Origin of the sequence: Mumia flava, assembly GCF_002797495.1 — a bacterium.
In the GTDB taxonomy this organism is placed as follows: domain Bacteria; phylum Actinomycetota; class Actinomycetes; order Propionibacteriales; family Nocardioidaceae; genus Mumia; species Mumia flava.
Genome location: NZ_PGEZ01000002.1, coordinates 388,755 through 405,804 on the forward strand (window position 1 = coordinate 388,755; position 17,050 = coordinate 405,804).

The 17,050-nt window shown below is 71.1% G+C and carries 14 protein-coding genes; 8 read left to right on the forward strand and 6 right to left on the reverse strand.

From position 1 onward, the window contains the following. The first annotated feature begins 56 nt into the window (after window positions 1-56). Window positions 57-1,190: a glycerophosphodiester phosphodiesterase family protein gene (locus CLV56_RS15985; protein WP_245857966.1), complete on the forward strand. Its 1,134-nt coding sequence runs from the start codon at window positions 57-59 to the stop codon at window positions 1,188-1,190. Between the two features lie 83 nt (window positions 1,191-1,273). Here CLV56_RS15985 and CLV56_RS15990 read toward each other — a convergent pair whose 3' ends face one another. Next, a complete protein-coding gene (locus tag CLV56_RS15990) occupies window positions 1,274-1,873 on the reverse strand; it encodes a DUF4262 domain-containing protein (RefSeq protein ID WP_100415265.1) in 600 nt (199 codons plus the stop codon). Window positions 1,874-2,030: 157 nt separating this feature from the next. Between CLV56_RS15990 and CLV56_RS15995 the strand changes: the two genes are divergently transcribed. Both CLV56_RS15995 and CLV56_RS21050 read left to right on the forward strand, forming a co-directional pair. Continuing rightward, window positions 2,031-2,264 (forward strand): antitoxin, encoded by a 234-nt coding sequence (locus CLV56_RS15995; protein WP_039342203.1) that lies wholly within the window; start codon window positions 2,031-2,033, stop codon window positions 2,262-2,264. A gap of 171 nt (window positions 2,265-2,435) precedes the next feature. Continuing rightward, entirely contained in the window at window positions 2,436-2,690 is a 255-nt protein-coding gene (locus CLV56_RS21050) for a PIN domain-containing protein (RefSeq protein ID WP_211288168.1), read from the forward strand. On the opposite strand, the gene CLV56_RS16005 is transcribed toward CLV56_RS21050, so the two are convergent. Beyond that, window positions 2,691-3,383, reverse strand: a complete 693-nt coding sequence (locus tag CLV56_RS16005) for a GOLPH3/VPS74 family protein (protein WP_039342206.1) — start codon at window positions 3,381-3,383, stop codon at window positions 2,691-2,693. A gap of 65 nt (window positions 3,384-3,448) precedes the next feature. Here CLV56_RS16005 and CLV56_RS16010 point away from each other — a divergent pair, with 65 nt between their 5' ends. Then, window positions 3,449-4,270 carry a patatin-like phospholipase family protein gene (locus tag CLV56_RS16010; RefSeq protein WP_100415505.1) on the forward strand — a complete coding sequence of 274 codons (822 nt, stop codon included), beginning with the start codon at window positions 3,449-3,451 and terminating at the stop codon, window positions 4,268-4,270. Beyond that, window positions 4,270-5,319, forward strand: coding sequence for a 1-acyl-sn-glycerol-3-phosphate acyltransferase (locus CLV56_RS16015; protein ID WP_039342212.1), 1,050 nt, complete (start codon window positions 4,270-4,272; stop codon window positions 5,317-5,319). The genes CLV56_RS16010 and CLV56_RS16015 overlap by 1 nt, the downstream gene beginning before the upstream one ends. Here CLV56_RS16015 and CLV56_RS16020 read toward each other — a convergent pair. After that, window positions 5,282-5,992: a uracil-DNA glycosylase gene (locus CLV56_RS16020; protein ID WP_100415266.1), complete on the reverse strand. Its 711-nt coding sequence runs from the start codon at window positions 5,990-5,992 to the stop codon at window positions 5,282-5,284. The two genes, CLV56_RS16015 and CLV56_RS16020, sit on opposite strands and share 38 nt — an antisense overlap. A 144-nt stretch (window positions 5,993-6,136) precedes the next feature. On the opposite strand from CLV56_RS16020, the gene CLV56_RS16025 reads away from it, so the two are divergent. Further along, window positions 6,137-7,084 carry a VOC family protein gene (locus CLV56_RS16025; RefSeq protein WP_100415267.1) on the forward strand — a complete coding sequence of 316 codons (948 nt, stop codon included), beginning with the start codon at window positions 6,137-6,139 and terminating at the stop codon, window positions 7,082-7,084. A 137-nt stretch (window positions 7,085-7,221) separates the two neighbouring features. Here the strand turns inward: CLV56_RS16025 and CLV56_RS21395 are convergent, their stop codons facing one another. Further along, window positions 7,222-7,959 carry a D-Ala-D-Ala carboxypeptidase family metallohydrolase gene (locus tag CLV56_RS21395; RefSeq protein WP_100415268.1) on the reverse strand — a complete coding sequence of 246 codons (738 nt, stop codon included), beginning with the start codon at window positions 7,957-7,959 and terminating at the stop codon, window positions 7,222-7,224. 292 nt (window positions 7,960-8,251) lie between these two features. Here CLV56_RS21395 and CLV56_RS16035 point away from each other — a divergent pair, with 292 nt between their 5' ends. Together CLV56_RS16035 and CLV56_RS16040 are read left to right on the forward strand one after the other, a co-directional pair. Beyond that, window positions 8,252-10,204: a CocE/NonD family hydrolase gene (locus CLV56_RS16035; protein WP_100415269.1), complete on the forward strand. Its 1,953-nt coding sequence runs from the start codon at window positions 8,252-8,254 to the stop codon at window positions 10,202-10,204. Between the two features lie 83 nt (window positions 10,205-10,287). Beyond that, window positions 10,288-10,953 carry an ankyrin repeat domain-containing protein gene (locus CLV56_RS16040; protein WP_100415270.1) on the forward strand — a complete coding sequence of 222 codons (666 nt, stop codon included), beginning with the start codon at window positions 10,288-10,290 and terminating at the stop codon, window positions 10,951-10,953. A gap of 19 nt (window positions 10,954-10,972) precedes the next feature. Here the strand turns inward: CLV56_RS16040 and CLV56_RS16045 are convergent, their stop codons facing one another. Next, on the reverse strand, window positions 10,973-15,718 hold the full coding sequence (locus tag CLV56_RS16045; RefSeq protein ID WP_100415271.1) for a family 78 glycoside hydrolase catalytic domain: 4,746 nt from the start codon (window positions 15,716-15,718) through the stop codon (window positions 10,973-10,975). Window positions 15,719-15,913: 195 nt separating this feature from the next. Then, window positions 15,914-17,032 (reverse strand): hypothetical protein, encoded by a 1,119-nt coding sequence (locus CLV56_RS21055; protein ID WP_211288170.1) that lies wholly within the window; start codon window positions 17,030-17,032, stop codon window positions 15,914-15,916. Between the last annotated feature and the right edge of the window lie 18 nt (window positions 17,033-17,050).

The window sequence follows — 17,050 nt, forward strand, 5'->3', positions numbered from 1 at the left end:
CGTTCCCCGGGCTCCCTAGCGTCCTCGACGACAGATTCGTCGTCGAAGGAGATCCGATGCGCAGCATGCTCGCGACCTGCGTCGCCGCAGTGTCGACCGCTCTCGTCCTCACCGCGGCGCCGGGCGCCGTCGCCACCCCGGCACCCGACCGCGGCCACGGCCTGGACCGCCACGGGCACGGCAATCACTCCGGTCATGGCAACCACCACGGTCACGGCCCTCACGTCCGTACCGACTTCGACCTCCAGGCCCACCGCGGCGGGATCGGCATGACCACGGAGTCGACGGTCGCCGGCTTCGCGAAGGCGCTGTCGCTCGGTGTCAGCACGCTCGAGCTCGACACCCAGGTGACCAAGGACCGCAAGGTCGTCGTCACCCACGACCGCCGCGTCTCCGCCACCGTCTGCCGCGACACGGATCCGGTCACGCCCGGCGACCCCCAGTTCCCGTACGTCGGGAAGTACATCAAGGACCTCACGCTCGCCCAGATCAAGACCATGGACTGCGGCTACCAGCAGAAGCCCGGCTTCCCCCAGCAGGAGGTCGTCGCCGGCGCCCGGATGGCCGAGCTCAGCGACGTCTTCGACCTGGTCAAGGCGAGGCGCGCGTGGGGCGTTCGGCTCAACATCGAGACCAAGGTCGAGGCAGGAGCTCCGGAGGAGACCGCCCCGCGACCGATCTTCGTACGCCGAGTCGCGCAGGAGATCCGTCGGTCGGGCCTGAGCCGACTCGTCACGATCCAGTCGTTCGACTGGGGCGCGCTCAAGCTGATGCACCGGATCTCACCCCGACTGCCGCTCGTGGCCCTGACGAACTACGACTTCCTCCAGGTCGGACAGCCCGGCGCCTCACCGTGGCTCGGCGGCATCGACGCCGACGACTTCGGGGGCGACTTCGTCCGCGCCGCCGCGTCCATCGACGGCGTGACGACGCTCTCGCCGAACTACGGCTTCCCGCAGAACGGCACGGTCGACCAGCAGGGATTCGAGTTCTACGTGACTGAGCGGATGGTCCGCGACGCGCACCACCGCGGCCTGGACGTCGTCCCGTGGACGTGCGACGACATGCCGACGGTCGCCGCGCTGATGGACATGGGGGTGGACGGCATCATCACCGACTACCCGAACCGGGTGCGGGACCTGATGGCCGAGCGCGGCCTCGACCGGCCGCGCGCCTACCCGGCGCTCTGACGAGCACGGCACTCTCCGGCGGGTGATCACCGAGATGGTGGTCACCCGCCGTGACTTCTCCGACCGGATCACCGAGATCGACATCATCCATCCAGGGCGTGCCGTGTGTCCTCGTCCTTCCGCACAGCGCGGCGAGCCGAGCTCGGGCAGCGGACCGCGCCACGCCGTACGGCGGGGACACGCGCGTGGGTCACCAGGGCCCGAGGAGCGGCTGGTGCTCCTCGCAGTGCTCGGACCCGGGCTCGCCGGGAAGGCGGTTCTGCTGGTCCGGCCACACGAGCTGCAGCGCCGGGATCGGCGGACGTCCCGGGTTGGTAGAGCACGTTGGCCCAGATGAGTTCGCGTGACGAGTCGGCGACGTCGATCAGCCTCCCGCGGTACGGCGCGGAGAGGGCGATCTCGTCCCCGTGGACGAACCGCCGTCCCTCGCGCACCTCGTCGCCGAGCTGATTGAGGATGCGCGCCGCCGGCTCGGCACGGAGACCGCAGACGATGAGCTCAGGATGCCCGTCGTAGCGGGTCAGGCCGACGGTGTAGCCGAACGTGAACTCCTCCTCGACATGATGGTTGAGGCACGTCGGGTCGTCGCAGCCGTCGCCGACGTGCTGGATCGCCCAGCCGAACTCGTCGATGCGGTCGCGGACGCTGAGGGCCATACGTTCCTTGGTGGCGCGGCTCGGCATGAGATCTCCTCGCGGTCGGAGTGGATGCCACGACCGTAGGAGGCGCTACTGACACATCTGTTCGAATCACGTGCGCGTGGTCGCCTGCGCAACCTCGTCCAGCGCCCTCCGCGCCCGGTCGGACTCGGCGCGTCGCGACCGCTTCTCCCAGCGGGGTATGCGTACCACGCTCGACATCGACGACGATGTCCTTCAGGCCGTGAAGGAGCGTGCCCGCCGCACCCGGCGCAGCGCCGGCTCCGTCCTCTCGGAGCTCGCCCGGGAGTCGCTCACGCGTGGCGACGCGAATCAGCCCGACGACGAGTTCTTCGGCTTCGCCCCGCTCCCGCACCGCGGCGAGGTCGTCTCGAACCGCCTGCTCGACGAGCTCCGCGAGGAGATCGGCGAGTGAGGGCGCTGCTCGACGTCAACGTGCTCCTCGCCCTCCTCGACCGCGATCACGCCGACCATGCACGCGCGCGGGCCTGGTTGACGACCGAGATCGGCTACGGATGGGCCTCCTGCCCGATCACCCAGAAACGGGTTCGCCCGCATCATCGGTCAGCCGCGCTACCCGAGTCCGGTGCCGGCCTCCCACGCCATCGCATCGCTGGCCCGCGCCTGCGCGACCGAGCACCACGAGTTCTGGGCGAACGACCGCAGCCTGCTCGACGGAGCGTTCATCGAGAGCACACGGATCCACGGCCCCCGTCAGGTGACCGACCTCTACCTCCTGGCCGCGGCGGTCGCGCGCGGCGGCCGGCTGGCCACCTTCGACCGATCGATCCCGCTGTCCGCCGTACCGGGTGCCACCGACGAGCATCTCGTGCAGGTGTGATCAGGTCGCGCCGGTCGCGATCACCGGGACGAACACCGCGACCATCACCGCCGCCGTGATCTCGTCGACCGCCTTCTTCACCGCGTCGCCCGCCCAGGAGCTCTCAGCGATCTCCTCCGCCCGCGCCTTGGCCGCCTTACGCTGGTCGCGCGGCACGAGGTGAGCGACGCTGCCCTCACCGGCGACGGAGATCAGGGCCGCCGTCCGCGGTGACGGCTCCGCGCCGTCGAGCAGCACGGCGACGCACTCCTCGCGCACGCGGACCTCGTGCGAGGAGTCCTCGGCCGGCCACCGCGTGGTCGGGAAGATCCCCCGCACACGCAGCTCCTCGCGCCGCAGCACGCCGCGCTCCGCCAGGTCCGCGAGCAGCCGGTCGCGGAGACCCTTGCCGAGCGGGCTGATGAGGTCCTTCGGCTTGCGCGGCTTCTCGGCGACCCGTACGAGCGCGTCGTCGAGCACCGCACTGCCGGTGGGGGCGGCATCGACGACCACGACGCGGCCGGCCTTCACGCGCGTGCCGCCGGACTCGGCGACGACAGGTCCGTCCTCCCGCACGACGTCGACCCGCCCATCCAGCGCCAGCTCGATCAGCAGCGCGCCGGCGAGCCGGTAGTCGAGGTGGTACGCGTCGGACTGCGCCTTGCCGCTCTCGTCGTCGTAGGCGAGCAGAAGGAGGTCCTCGGCGATCAGCATGCCCCCAGTCTGTCGTACGACGGACCGCGCCTCGATCGTGCGATCGCCGTGAGAGCATGACGTCCGTGACGATCGGCTTCGTACTCGGTGGCGGCGGGGTCCGCGGCGCCGTCCACGTAGGGATGCTCAAGGCCCTGTTCGAGACCGGCGTCCGGCCCGATGTCGTGGTGGGGACGTCCATCGGCGCCATCACCGGCGTAGCCGTAGCCGCGGAGCCGGAGCCGTCCGTGATCGACCGGCTCACCGAGGCGTGGTCGTCGCGAGCGGCCGGCGCGGTGTACGGCGACCCGTGGTACCGCCAGCTGCGACGTGCCGCCCGGTCGCGCATCCACCTCTACGACCCCGAACCGCTGCGGGACCTGATCAGGGATGCGGCGCAGGGCCGCGACACCTTCGAGGCGCTGGAGGTGCCGCTCGTGGTGTCGGCCGCGTCGATCGAGCGCTCCCGAGAAACGTGGTTCGACTCGGGACCGCTGGTGGAGGCCGTCCTCGCGTCGGCGTCCGTGCCGGGCGCGCTCCCGCCGACGCGGATCGGCGACGAGCACTTCCTCGACGGCGGGCTGGTCGACTCGATCCCGCTCGGCGAGGCCGTGCGCCGGGGTGCGACCACCGTCTACGTGCTGCAGGTCGGCCGGATCGAGGAGCCCCTCACGGCGCCGCGAACACCGGCGGACGTCGCCCGGGTGAGCTTCGAGATCGCACGCCGGCACCGCTTCTTCCGCGAGCTCGAGGACACCCCTGACGACGTCACCGTGCACGTGCTGCCGACCGGCGGTGCGCTGCCCGGAGACGAGCGGCTGGGCGCGTTCCGTCGCATGGACACGACGGAGCTGCGGATCCAGCGGGCGTACGCGAGTGCGCGCGACTACCTCACCAGGAGTCGGTGATGGCACCTCCTCCCCTGCTCGTACGCCGCCTCGTGCTGGCGCCGCTGGTCGTGCTGCTCGCGATCGTGGTCGTCCCCACCACGCTGATGTTCGCGCTCGTGGTCGGCGCGGCGCTGACCTGGGTGCTGCCCGGCCGGCTGCGGGTCGTCCGGGCGCTGTGGATGCTGGCGTTCTACATCGTGTGGGACGCCGCCGCGCTCGTCGCGCTCTTCGGCCTGTGGGTCGCGTCCGGCTTCGGGCTGGCGATGCGGCAACCGTGGTGCCGCAGGGCGCACGTCGCCCTGATGCGCCGGATGCTCGCGCTGTTCTTCTGGCAGGCGCGGTGGACGTTGCGGCTGCGGATCATCGCCGACGTCGGCGACGGCACCGGAGCCGACGACGTACCGCTCCCCGACGCGCCGCTGGTCGTCGTGAGCCGGCACGCCGGTCCCGGGGACTCCTTCATCCTCGTGAACTGGCTGCTCGCCGAGCACGACCGCGTCCCGGCGATCGTCCTCAAGGACACGCTGCAGTGGGATCCCGCGATCGACGTGCTGCTCCACCGGCTGCCCTCGGCGTTCGTCACCCCGGCCCGGCGTCGCCGGCCGGGCCAGCCGTCGACCCGCGAGACCATCGCTCGCGTCGCGGCGGACATGGGCCCGCAGGACGCCCTGGTGCTCTTCCACGAGGGCGGCAACGTGACCCCCCGTCGCCGGACCGCACGGATCGCGGCGCTCCGCGACGGCGGGCAGGAGGCCCTCGCCGTCCGCGCCAAGGCGATGCCGAACGTGATGGCGCCCCACGCCGGCGGGTTCGCGACCGCGCTCGACGCCGCCCCGCAGGCCTCCGTCCTCGTGGTCGCGCACACCGGGCTGGAGCGGCTGGTCACGCTGAAGGACATCTGGCGCGAGCTCCCGATGGACAAGACGATCACGCTCGGCGGATGGCTGACGTCGTCCGGCGACCTGCCGCCCGACGGCGTCAGCCGCGCTGCGTGGCTCTTCGACCAGTGGGCCGGTGTCGACGCCTGGATCACCGCCCAGAACCGACAGCTCGAACCGGAGGCGTGACCCCCGCACCGGCCGCCTCGCGCAGCACGCGCAGGGTGATCTCGCCGTTCTTCTCACCCGTGCCCGCGTTCGTGAGGCTCCACGCCCGCGGGCTCGGGTGCGGACACGCCAGCACCCGCAGGCCGTCCTCGAGCTCGGGGAGCGCACCGGCGGCGCGAGCCCACGCCGTACGCGCCTGGTTGCCGAGGAGGACGACGGTGTCGAGGTTCGGGAGCAGATCGAGGGTCTGACGGAGGTACGGCGCCGCCCGCCGCGCCTCCCCTGCGACCGACCGGTCCTTGCCGCCGACGGCCTTCGCGGGGTCCTGCGCCCACCACGGGATCACGTTCCAGTGCAGCGTGTCGGCGTAAGCAAGGCCAGCCTCTTCGCAGGCCGCGAACGTGTTGCCGTCGGTGCGGTCGTTGTTGTGCCGGCTGATCATCCGGGTCCCGATCGCCGCGACCTCGTACGGGTCGCGCTGCAGCAGCAGGACGCGCGCCTTGGTCCCTCCGCTCTCCGGGTCGAGCTGCGGCACGTGCTCGTCGAGCCGCTCGCCGATGTCGCGCGCGAGGGCGTTCAGCGGGGCGACGTGCGGGTCGTCCGCGCGGGCCCGTCTCGCCGCGATCGAGCCGGGGATGTACGTGTCGTCGAGCAGCAGTCCGGCGTCGTACGCGCCGCGGTTGAGGATCGTCATGGTCCGGCAGCGTAGGCGCGCACGGCGACGTCCCGCGCCCGTTGTCCACAGGGGCGGACGTCCGCCGATGAGATCGCCGCCCGGCCCCGGTCGTACGGGTGGGCGGACCGACCGCCTTGCAGACCTGGGCCAGCGGAGGCAACCATGAGCAGCATGACCGGTATCCGGCAGAGGATCGTCCCGAACATCTGGTGCAACGGCAACGCCGAGGAGGCCGGCCGGTTCTACGCCGACGCGCTGCCCGACACGACGTACGAGGTCGAGGCGCGCTATCCCGAGGAAGGGCTGGAGGACTTCCAGCACGACCTTGCCGGCGCTGCGCTCACCGTCGCGGTCGTGGTGTCGGGGACGCGGCTGACCCTGATCAACGCCGGCCCGGAGTTCCGGCCGACGCCGGCGATCTCGTTCATGCTGAACTTCGACCCGCTGCTCTTCGGTGGCGCGAACGCCGAGGGCCAGGAGGCGGCCCGGCGAGCGCTGGATGCGACCTGGGCTGCGCTGGCCGACGGCGGGCTCGTGCGGATGGAGCTCGGCGAGTACCCGTTCGCTGCGCGCTACGGCTGGGTCGAGGACCGCTTCGGCGTCAACTGGCAGCTGATGCTCACCGACCCCGCAGGCGATCCGCGCCCGTTCGTCGTCCCGGCGCTGATGTTCGGTGGCGCGGCGCAGGACAAGGCGGCCGAGGCCGCGGACTTCTACGTCGACATGTTCGAGGACACGCCCGGCGGCACCGAGGTCGGCAACCGCTCGCCCTACGGCGTCCCGACCGGACCGGCGAGTGCCGACGCCCTCGCGTACGGCGAGCTGCGGATCGGCGACCAGTGGCTGATGGCGTCCGACTACGGCGCCGACCACGATTTCGGGTTCGGCGAGGGCGTCTCGCTCGAGGTGCAGTGCGACGACCAGGCCGAGATCGACCGGCTCTGGGACGCGCTGTCGGCCGTCCCCGAGGCCGAGCAGTGCGGGTGGGCCAAGGACCCCTACGGCGTGAGCTGGCAGATCGTCCCCGCGAACATGGCCGAGCTGATGGCACGCCCGCAGGCGTTCGAGCACATGATGGGCATGAAGAAGCTCGTGATCGACGACTTCTGAGACGTGCTGGCGTCGCGACGACCACGCGGACGTACGATTCCCCGCCTGTGAGGCCGGCGCGGGTGGGAATCGGCCGGAGTCGTACGTCCGGACGGTCGTCCCGCCGAGCGTACCGACGGGACGACGCGTCCGGGCGGTCAGATCCCGCAGGTCGACGCGGACCAGTAGCGCGACGACGGCGCGGCGAGGTGGACGTGGTCGTTGTGGTTCGGGTAGCCGGGGCCGAGGATCATGTTGAACCCGTGGTAGCGGGCCCGCTTCGCGATCGTGCAGAAGCCGTGCGACCCCGCGGCCAGGTCCGCCGCGTCGCCGTAGAGATGGCGGCTGTTCGACGATCCGCCCACCGCGGAGTTGCAGGAGTAGCTGCGGAATCCGCTGTTCACGTAGATCGCCCGGTCGCCGAGCGCGTGCCGCAGGGCTTGGAGCTTCCACATCGTGACGAGCGCGTTCGCCTTCGCCGTCGACGCCGAGACGGCGCCACCGGACCAGGAGCTGTTGCAGCGGTTGAGCTCGCCGTAGCTGAAGTTGGCGGGCGTGCAGTCGTTGTCCTGCAGCGCGTAGAGCTTGGAGTACGTCTGGGGGCCGGCGATGCCGTCGGCGGTCAGTCCGTACGCCTGCTGGAACCGTTTGACCGCCGCCTTCGTGGCGGGGCCGTAGCTGCCGTCGAGTGCGAGCACGGCGCCGTACGCGGGGTAGCCGGAGACGCGGATCTGTAGCTGGCGGACGTCGGAGCCGCTCGAGCCCTGCGCGAGGGTGCGCGACCAGGTGTAGCAGCCGTCGGCGGACGCGGGCGCGGCCGTTCCGACGAGGCCGATGACGGCGGTGGACAGGAGCAGCGCAAGGGCTGCGGCGATGCGTGTGAGCGATCGAACCATCGGGGTTCCTCCCAGGGTGAGTTTCACGCTGACGCTCGGATCGTGTCGGGGTCCGGGTGTGCCCGCAAGTCGGTACGGACACGTGTGACGCGGGCGATCGACCGGCGGTGACACTGCGGGATCCGTTGCGGCGGCGGGGATCCAGCGCAGTCCGTCGGGCTCGGCGCGGGATCGGGGACCGGTTGCGTTCACGCGATGTTCGTCCTGCGGCGGCGGGTCCTTCACGCCCGGCGTCACGCGTGTGCGCGCGGTTCGACGTGCGGCGATTCTCTTCCTGGTGAATAGTGCCGCCATGCATGCTCCTCCACGCGCTCCGCGAAAGCCCAGATCCCACACCCTCCTCACCGCCCTCGCCGCCCTGCTGGTCGGGGCCGGTCTCGTCGCCGGCTCGGCGGGGACGGCCTCCGCCAAGCCGGATCCCCACCCCTACGTGCTTTCCGGCGGCGTCTCCTCCCCCGTCTACAGCTACGCCGACGCGATCCGCGAGACCGTCTGGGTCCTCGCGGACGACTACGACGGCGACGGCGCGGCCGACAAGGTCGCCGTCGACATCGTCCGGCCGAGCGAGCTCGACGACCGAGGCGTCGACGTGCCCGTCATCATGGACGCCAGCCCGTACTACACGAGCATCGGTCGCGGGAACGAGTCCGAGCGCAAGAGCTACGACGCCGAGGGCAACCTCGAGCAGTTCCCGCTCTTCTACGACAACTACTTCGTGCCGCGCGGCTACGCCTACATCGCGGCCGACGTCGCCGGTACGGCCCGCTCCACCGGCTGCGTCGACACCGGCGGTGATTCCGACATCGGCTCGATCCAGGCCGTCGTCGAGTGGCTGAACGGCAACGCCGAGGCAGTCGACGCCGACGGCCAGCCGGTCCGCGCCGACTGGTCGACCGGCAAGACCGCGATGATCGGCAAGAGCTACGACGGCACCCTCGCCAACGGCGTCGCCGCGACCGGCGTGGAGGGACTGGAGACGATCGTGCCGATCAGCGCGATCAGCTCGTGGTACGACTACACCCGGTCGCAGGGCCTCCCGTACAGCTGGGACTACTCCAGCGGGCTGGCGTCGCGCGTGATGACCGACCGTACGTTCCCGCAGGACTGCTCGGCGATCCTCGACGCGATGGACGCCGAGGACGCCGACGAGACCGGCGAGCACAATGCCTTCTGGGACGAGCGCGACTACCGCGAGTCCGCGGAGCGCAACGCCGAGAACGTCGAGGCCAGCGTGTTCATCTACCACGGTCTGCAGGACACGAACGTCAAGACGCGGCACTTCTCCACGTGGTGGAAGGCCCTCGGCGAGGCCGGGGTGACCCGCAAGATGTGGCTCAGCCGCGTCGGGCACGTCGACCCCTTCGACGTCGAGCGCGACACGTGGGTGCCGACGCTGCACCGCTGGTTCGACCACGAGCTGATGGGCATCCGCAACGGCATCCTCGCCGAGCCGCGGGTCCGCGTCGAGACCGAGCCGAACGAGTGGGTCGACTCCTCCAGATGGCCCGTCAGGCTGACCAGGACGCCCCTGCGCCCGCGGGCCGACGGCGAGCTCGGTCTGCTTCCCGGGTGGGGCGGCGCCACGTCCCAGAGCTGGGTCAACGATCCCGGGCAGCGCGAGAACACCGCCGTCGTCGAGGGCGACAGCGAGAACCGCCTGCTGTACGCGACGTCCCCGCTGCTGCGGGAGGCGCGGCTGTCGGGCTCGATGGTCGCGAAGATCCGGGTGAGCACCCAGGTGCCGACGGGTCAGGTCGGTGTGATGCTCGTCGACTACGGCGAGGACGAGCGTGTCCTCACCAGCGGGGACGGGGCGCGCACCACCGACGTCGAGACCTGCGTGGGCCAGTCGACCGCGAGCGACGACGCCTGCTACTTCACGATGGAGCGCAACATCGGCACGACGCCGCTGCAGATCCTCGGACGCGGTTGGGCACGTCTCGACGGCGCCGGGACGCACGACGTCACCGTCACGCTCGACCCCGACGACGCGATCGTGGAGAAGGGCCACCGCCTGGGTGTGATCGTGCTGGGGGCGGTCCGCGGACGGGTCAGCACCGTCGACTCGACGGCCTCCACGTACACGCTGGACCTGCGTCGTTCGCGGTTCGACCTGCCGGGGCTCGTGCTGCCGCGGCCGACGTGGCCCGGTCTCGGCGACCTGCTGCCGGAGGCGGCGGAGGTCCCGGAGGGAACGGTGCCCGCCGAGCGGCGCTCGCTGCCGCCGGAGCTCGACACACCGTGACCGCGGTGTCGTAGCCGCGAGGGTGGCCGGGCTCGTGTCCCGGCCACCCTCGCCGGCTCCCTTGCGTGTGCAAGGGTGCAGCCGTGGAGAGTGCGAGCGCAGGAATCACCGAGTGGCCGGGCGTCGTCGATCCGTCGCTGCTGAAGCCCGAGCTGGTCAGCGATGCGAACCGGCTCGCCGACGCGGCGAGGTCGGGCGCGTGGGACTCGGTCCTCTCGCTGCTGGAGTCGTCTCCGTGGCTCGGACCGAACCGCTGGCGCGTCGACGGCAGCAGCTGGTTCACGGCACTCCATCAGGCGGCGTGGCACGGCGCGCCCGTGGCCGTGGTCGAGCGGCTCGTCGCGATGGGTGCGTGGCGTTCGCTGCGGACCGCCGCGGGCGATCGCGCGGTGGACATCGCGAGGGACCGCGGCCACGCCCACCTGGTCGCGGCCCTCGAGACCACACGGGACGGGACTCGCGACCGGCGGCGCTACGAGGCCTGGGACCGTCACCTGACCGAGCTGATCGCGAGCCGTACGGCGTCGCTCGAACCGGTCCGGTACCGCCCCGTCCCCACCGAGGTCGTGGAGGTCGAGGGGCTGGAGACGCTGTGGTTCCCCTACCCCGGCATGTACGGCGGGTTCTCGATCTCGGTCCACCGGTCGCGGCTGTTCGTGGAGAGCTGGAGCCGGGTCGCCGGCGGCTCCGGACAAGCGCACGTCATCACGGAGGACCACTGCGTCCTCGTCGACGAAGGCTTCGTCTAGAGCGCCGGCGACACCGCCCCTACCCCAGAGGCCGCGTCCAGACGTCGGCGATCGACGGGTCGTAGTACGCGGGGTCGTCCTGGTTCTCGAACGTCACCCGTACCGTCCCGTCGGCCGCGGCGTGCTCGGCCGGCACCACGAACTCGTACGTCTCCGTGCCCGCGCCGGACGCGTGCTCGTACGTCCGGAACAGCACCTCCTCGCCGTCGACGTAGACCTTGTAGCGCTTCGTCTGCGCCCGGTCGTACGTCTCCGTCACCCGCAGCACGAACGGCTCCCCCGCCTCGACGGCCATGTCGAACTCGAAGTGCGAGAACGGGGTCAGGTGTCCCGCGTACCGGCGCGTGACGCCGGCCTCGTAGCTCGTGCCCGACGACGGCGAGGCGGTCAGCGCGTGCGCCTGCTCCGACGCGCCGTCACCGAGGTCGACGTGGTCGATCGCGTCGGACACGTCGGCGTCGATGCTCACGGTCGCCGTCCCCGAACCGGTCGCGACGTCCTCGCCGCCCCGTACGAACGCGACCGCCAGCTCGTGCTCGGCCTGTGCTCGGACCGTGTCGCGCGGGACGGTGACGTCCACACTCACCTGGGTCGACCCGCCCGCCGGCACCTCGACGTCGACGGCGTCGGGAGCGGTCCAGGCGTCGGGTACGCGGACCTCCGCGCTACCCGAGACCGCAACGCTGCCGACGTTGCGCACCTGCGCGGTCACGGTGACCGCCGACCCCGGACGCGTCTCCCCCGGCGTGACCGTGACGTCCTCGACGGAGATCGCCGAGACGACCTCGACCTGGAACGGCGCGCTGATCTCCAGGTGCGCCCCCGCGACCGTGAACGCGACCCGTGCCGCCCCCTTGACGGTGGCCGGGCTCTGGTCCTCACTGACGACGACCTCGACCGTGCCGTCGGCCTGCGCTCCGCCGCGGAGCTTCGTCGCGATGTCCGTCGGCGCGACCTGCTCCCAACCCTCGGGGAGACCGGTGACGGACGCGGTCACGTCGCGGACCTGCCGGTCGCCGCCGTTGTCCGCCGTGACCATGATCGGCGCACGGTCACCCGGGCGTACGGGCTCGTCCGGCCCGGCCGCGGCGACCGAGACCGACAACAGGTCCGCGACCGCGACCGCGAGCGCATCGCGCGCAGCCTGCTCGGACGCGCGCAGCGACTGCTCCTCGGCATCCGACAGGCCGAGCAGTCGGATCGTGTCGCCGATCCGCTCGACGTTGCGGTGAGCGATCAGCAGCGCGTCGGCGGACCGGTCGTCCTTGTCGGCGCGGGCGAGGTCGAGCGCACGGCCGGACGCGTGGTCCGCGACCAGCGCCTGCGCCTTCGCCAGCGCCAGCGCGATCCGCCGCAGCCCGGTGACGTGGACGTCGTCGAGGGCGGCACGCAGCGCGGACACCTGCTCCTTCGCATCACCGACGAGACCGGCCTGCGCGTCGGAGAGGAACGCGTACGATCCGGACCCGACCTCGACGACCACGTCACCGCCGGCGTACGCGACGTCGTGAACGCCGTCGGCCTGCGCCACCGGGGTGCCGCTCTCGGTCACGGCCCACACGTTCTGCGCGGGGATCCGGACCGTCGCCGTCGAGCCGACCGGCACGTCGACCTTCATCGACAACCGGTCGCCCTCGCTGCGCCAGTCGCTGCGCACCGGACCGTACGGCGTCTGCGTGCTCGCGCGCGCCCAGTCCATCTGCTTCGTCACCGCGGGCGCGACGGTCACGTCGCGGTACCCGGTGTCCTCGGACGGGGTGATCCCGGCGACGTCGTGGTAGAACCAGTCGTCGACCGTGCCGAGGAAGTAGTGGCCGCGGGAGCGCGCATCGAGCGACCAGTGCTCCCACATCGTGGTGCCGCCGTTCTCCGTCATGTAGCCCCAGCTCGGGTACGAGGTCTGCGTGGCGAGCTGGTAGGCGACGTCGGCGTACCCGTGGTCGGTCAGGACCGGCAGCAGGTACTTCGTGCCGAGCACCCCGGTGTTGAGGTGCATGTTCTTGGCCTTCACGTCGGCGACGATGCTGGCGGCGACCGCGTCGGCGGTCTCCTCGTCGGGCGCCAGGCCGAACGCGAGCGCCAGGACGTTGTGCGTCTGGCGGTAGCCACGGTCGCCGTTGCCGCGGTAGGAGCCGGCGTCGGTGTCAAGGAAGCGGTCGTTGAACGTGTCCTTGACGACGGCCGCGTGCTCCGCGAACGCCTCGGCGTCCGCGTCCTTGCCGAGGTGCTTCGCCGTGCGCTCCATCGTGGTGAGCATCGCGTACAGGTAGGCGGTGTTCGAGACCCGCGTGTCCTCCGGCGCGTTCCCGCCGGCGGGGCTCGCCTCGGGGCTCACCCAGTCGCCGAGCCGCGGGTTCGTGACGAGCCCGCCGTCGGAGCGGCCGAACTCCAGGTCGACGTAGGTCTTCATCCCGTCGTAGTAGCGGCTCACGACGCGGTCGTCGCCGCCGTACTGGTAGAGCCACCACGGGATCATCACGTACGCCGAGTGCCACGGGGTGTTGACGCCCCACTGGCCCCAGTCGCCCGAGCTCGGCGCGATCACGTACGGCGCGCCGTTCTCGTCGCGGCTGTCGTTCATGTCGCCGACCCACTTGGCGAACAGCTCGTGGGTGTCGAGGTTCATCATGAACATCTCGGCGCCGACGGCCGCATCACCGGTCCAGCCGTTCTTCTCGAACATCGGGGTGTCGGTCGGGATGCCGTGGATGTTGTTCTTCAGCGTGTCGACGACGGCGCGGTGCACATCGTTCATCACCGGGCTCGAGCTGTCGAACGACCCGGTCTCCGCCGCGTCGGTGTGCACGGCCTTCGCGGTGAACGCGCTCAGCGGCGGCGCGTCGTCGCCGGGCCAGCCGGTGACCTCGATGTACTGGAAGCCCTTGTACGAGAACCGCGACTCCCACGACTCCTTCTCACCCGTCCCGGCGAGGATGAAGCGGTCCGTCTGGAAGCCGGACTGGAAGCCGCCGTTGTTGGAGAAGTTCGGGCGGCCGTTGCTCAGCAGCTTCTCGCCGTACTGCGCGCGGATCGTCGTCCCGGCAGGCCCCTTGACGTCGAACTGGACCCAGCCTGCGAGCACCCGCGGGAACTTCACGACGTACACGCCGTCGGCCGGCTCGGTGATCTCGGTCGCCGGAAGCTCCTCGGTCACGCGGATCGGCTGCTGGCGCTGGTTGACGAGCTCGCCCTTCGGCCCGTCGACCTCGCTCGCCGCCATCCAGGCGTCGTCGGCGAACCCGACCGTGTCGAAGCCGTCCTGGACCAGCCGCGCGTCGTACGTCTCGCCGGCGTACAGGTCGTCGAAGACCGTCGGGCCGTCGTGGATCGTCCACGAGTCGTCGGTGACGACGTCCTCGGTGCTGCCGTCGGCGTACTCCAGGCGCAGGACGCCCCGGACGACCGGCTCGTCGTGCCACGGCGGCGACTCCCAGCGCCAGACGTTGCCGCCGGTCATGCCGTAGAACCCGCGACCGAGCTCCATGCCGAGCGCGTTCGCGCCGGGCTCGAGCTGGTCGGTGAGGTCGGTGCCGACGTACTGCACGTGGTCGTCGTAGTCGGTGTAGCCGGGCGACAGCACGTCGTCGCTGATCGGGGCGCCGTTGAGGGTCACGTCGGCGTAGCCGCCGGCCGCGACGTACAGGGTGGCGGCCTTCAGGTCGTCTCCGACCTCGAACTCCTTGCGCAGCAGCGGCGCCGGCGCGACCTCGTCGGCCGGCGGGCGCACGCCGCTCCCCCACGGCCCGGAGCCGTACGTGGCGAGCTGCTTCGCGGACTCCCAGGCGCTGTCGTCGAACGCCGGATCCTGGAAGCCGGACGGGATCTGCGCCGCGACCTTCCAGCTGCCGTCGGTGGTCGCGACGGATGTGGAGCCGTCGGACCAGGTGGTGCGGACCTTCGCGATCAGGCCGGCGGGCGAGCCGGGGCCGTTGGTCGTGCGGACCGCGATCACGTTGCGGTCGGGCTGCAGCGCCGCTTCGAACAGGCGGGACTTCTGCCACCCGTTGTCCTCCGGCACGGTCTGGCCGATCTGCTCGCCGTTCAGCCAGAGCGTGTACGAGTCGTCGGCGGTGATGAGGATCTCCGCCTTCGTGGCCGTCTTGCCGTCGGGCGCGGTCCAGGCGGAGCGGAACGCCCGGTCCTCGGCCGGTGCTCCCCCGGTGGTCGCGTCGGACGACCAGATCCACGACGCGCCGCTCATGTCGAGCGGGTCGGCGTCGCCGCCGCGGGCGTTGCCGATCCACGCCGCGCCGGCCCAGTCGGCGTCGCTGTCGAGGCCGGTACGGAAGGTGCTGGCCGCGTGCGCCTTGCCGGCGCTCGTGACGACGTCGACCCGCCAGTGGTACGCGGTCGCGGGGTCGAGCGCGGGTCCGGTGTAGGCGACGTTCGCGGACGCATCGGAGTCGACCGTGCCGCTGTCCCACATGAGTGCGTCGACGTCGCCGTCGCCTGCGCCGGTGAGCGCGTCGGCGCGGGTCGCGAGGCGGAGGCGGTAGGAGGTCTGCGTGACGTCGCGCGCGTCGGTGTCGATCACCCAGCTGAAGCGCGGCTCGTCGACGTCGATGCCGATCGGCTCGGGCTTCTTCTCGACCTCGAGGTCGGTGAGCTCGACCGACGCGCTGTTTGTGCTGGTCAGCGTGGTGCTGGTGGCTGCGCTGGTCGCAGCGGACGCGGCTCCCGCGAACGCGGCGAAGATCAGCGTCATCGCGAGCGCGAGCGCGGTCAGCACACGGCGTACGGGTGGTCGAGCGTCCTGGTGGGACATCGGCACGACTCTCCTCCGGAGGGTGTTTTATCGATTCAAGTCGCGGCGATTGAAGCACGACGGATGTGACGCGGGCAACACCCGTGGCCGGATCCGGCCACGAGCTGTGCGGGCCGTCCGGACGGCAGATCGACGGACGCCCTGCGGGCTCGGGCGTCGGCTATGCCGGCGGCTCGGCAGCGCCGCTCGTCGCCTTCATGCAGCCAGCAGCCAGTCGCGAATGATGTCATCGGAAGCGAGCGTGCCGATCTGCACGAGCCACCAGTTGTCCTCGTGGTTCGGGGCGAGTCGGAAACGCTCGATCCAGGCCTCGGCGTAGTCACGCAATACGTCGATCATCTCCTCAACCGCCTCGTCGATGGTTGCGCCATCAGCAGCGACCGGGGTGCCTGGCAGGACGATGCTCCACCCATCGCCATCCGCCCCAGCCTGGACGCCGGCCGGATGATGGCGGGTCAGGAACTGCACCAGTCGATCGGCATCGACGGCCGCAACTCGACGCTTGTCGCGGATGACCACAGCGGGCCGACCCGCGTCCGCCGCATCCAGCAACTCCTCGAGGTGCTCACGCGCCGCATCAGCGCTAATGTCACCGACTGTTGCTCCGGCGCTCGCCGCCGCAGCCGTGGACTTGCCCGCCGCCAGAGTCTCGTGACGAAACCGCCAGAGAATGAGGACACCACCACCCAACGCCGCTCCAGTCGCGAGGGCGAGTCCGAGCTCACCAACGATGAGGACCGCGAGTCCGGCGGTGACCATCATGACCACGAAGAACCCCAGGGTGATCCACCACGTCGGTCTGAACGCCGTGCGGTTCAGCTCCGCCGCACGTGCTGCCTCGCGTGCCGATTCGGTGCCTTGTGCGCGAAGGTAGCCCCGTGCCGCACGGTCGCTCTTGTACCGCCCGGCTTCGAGCAACGTCGGCGGAAGGGACACGAGAAGAATCCCCACGTAGACGAGAAGAAGGCCCACCAAGCCCGGGGCGCGCGTGAATCCGAAAGCGATGAACGCAAGTCCTTCGACCAGGGCGAGCACCGGGCCGACCTCCTGCAGCAGAGAGCGCCGCGTCGCCGACAGCGCCACCCATTGCCAGAACGCAATGTCCCGGGTGTGGGCGACGACCTCCCGGTCCGGCTCCCCGCCGATCGACCGCGCGACCGCATCGAGCTCGCGCGCGTCGACCAGGAGCCGGCGACGCCGACCCAGCCCTCGCCACCCGGCAACGACCGCGACCAGGCCGGACGCAAGACCGACGAGTGACACGGCGATCCCGATCCAGGACTCGAGCGAGTCGACGTTCTCCACCGCGATCACCACCCTGTCCTGAGTCGC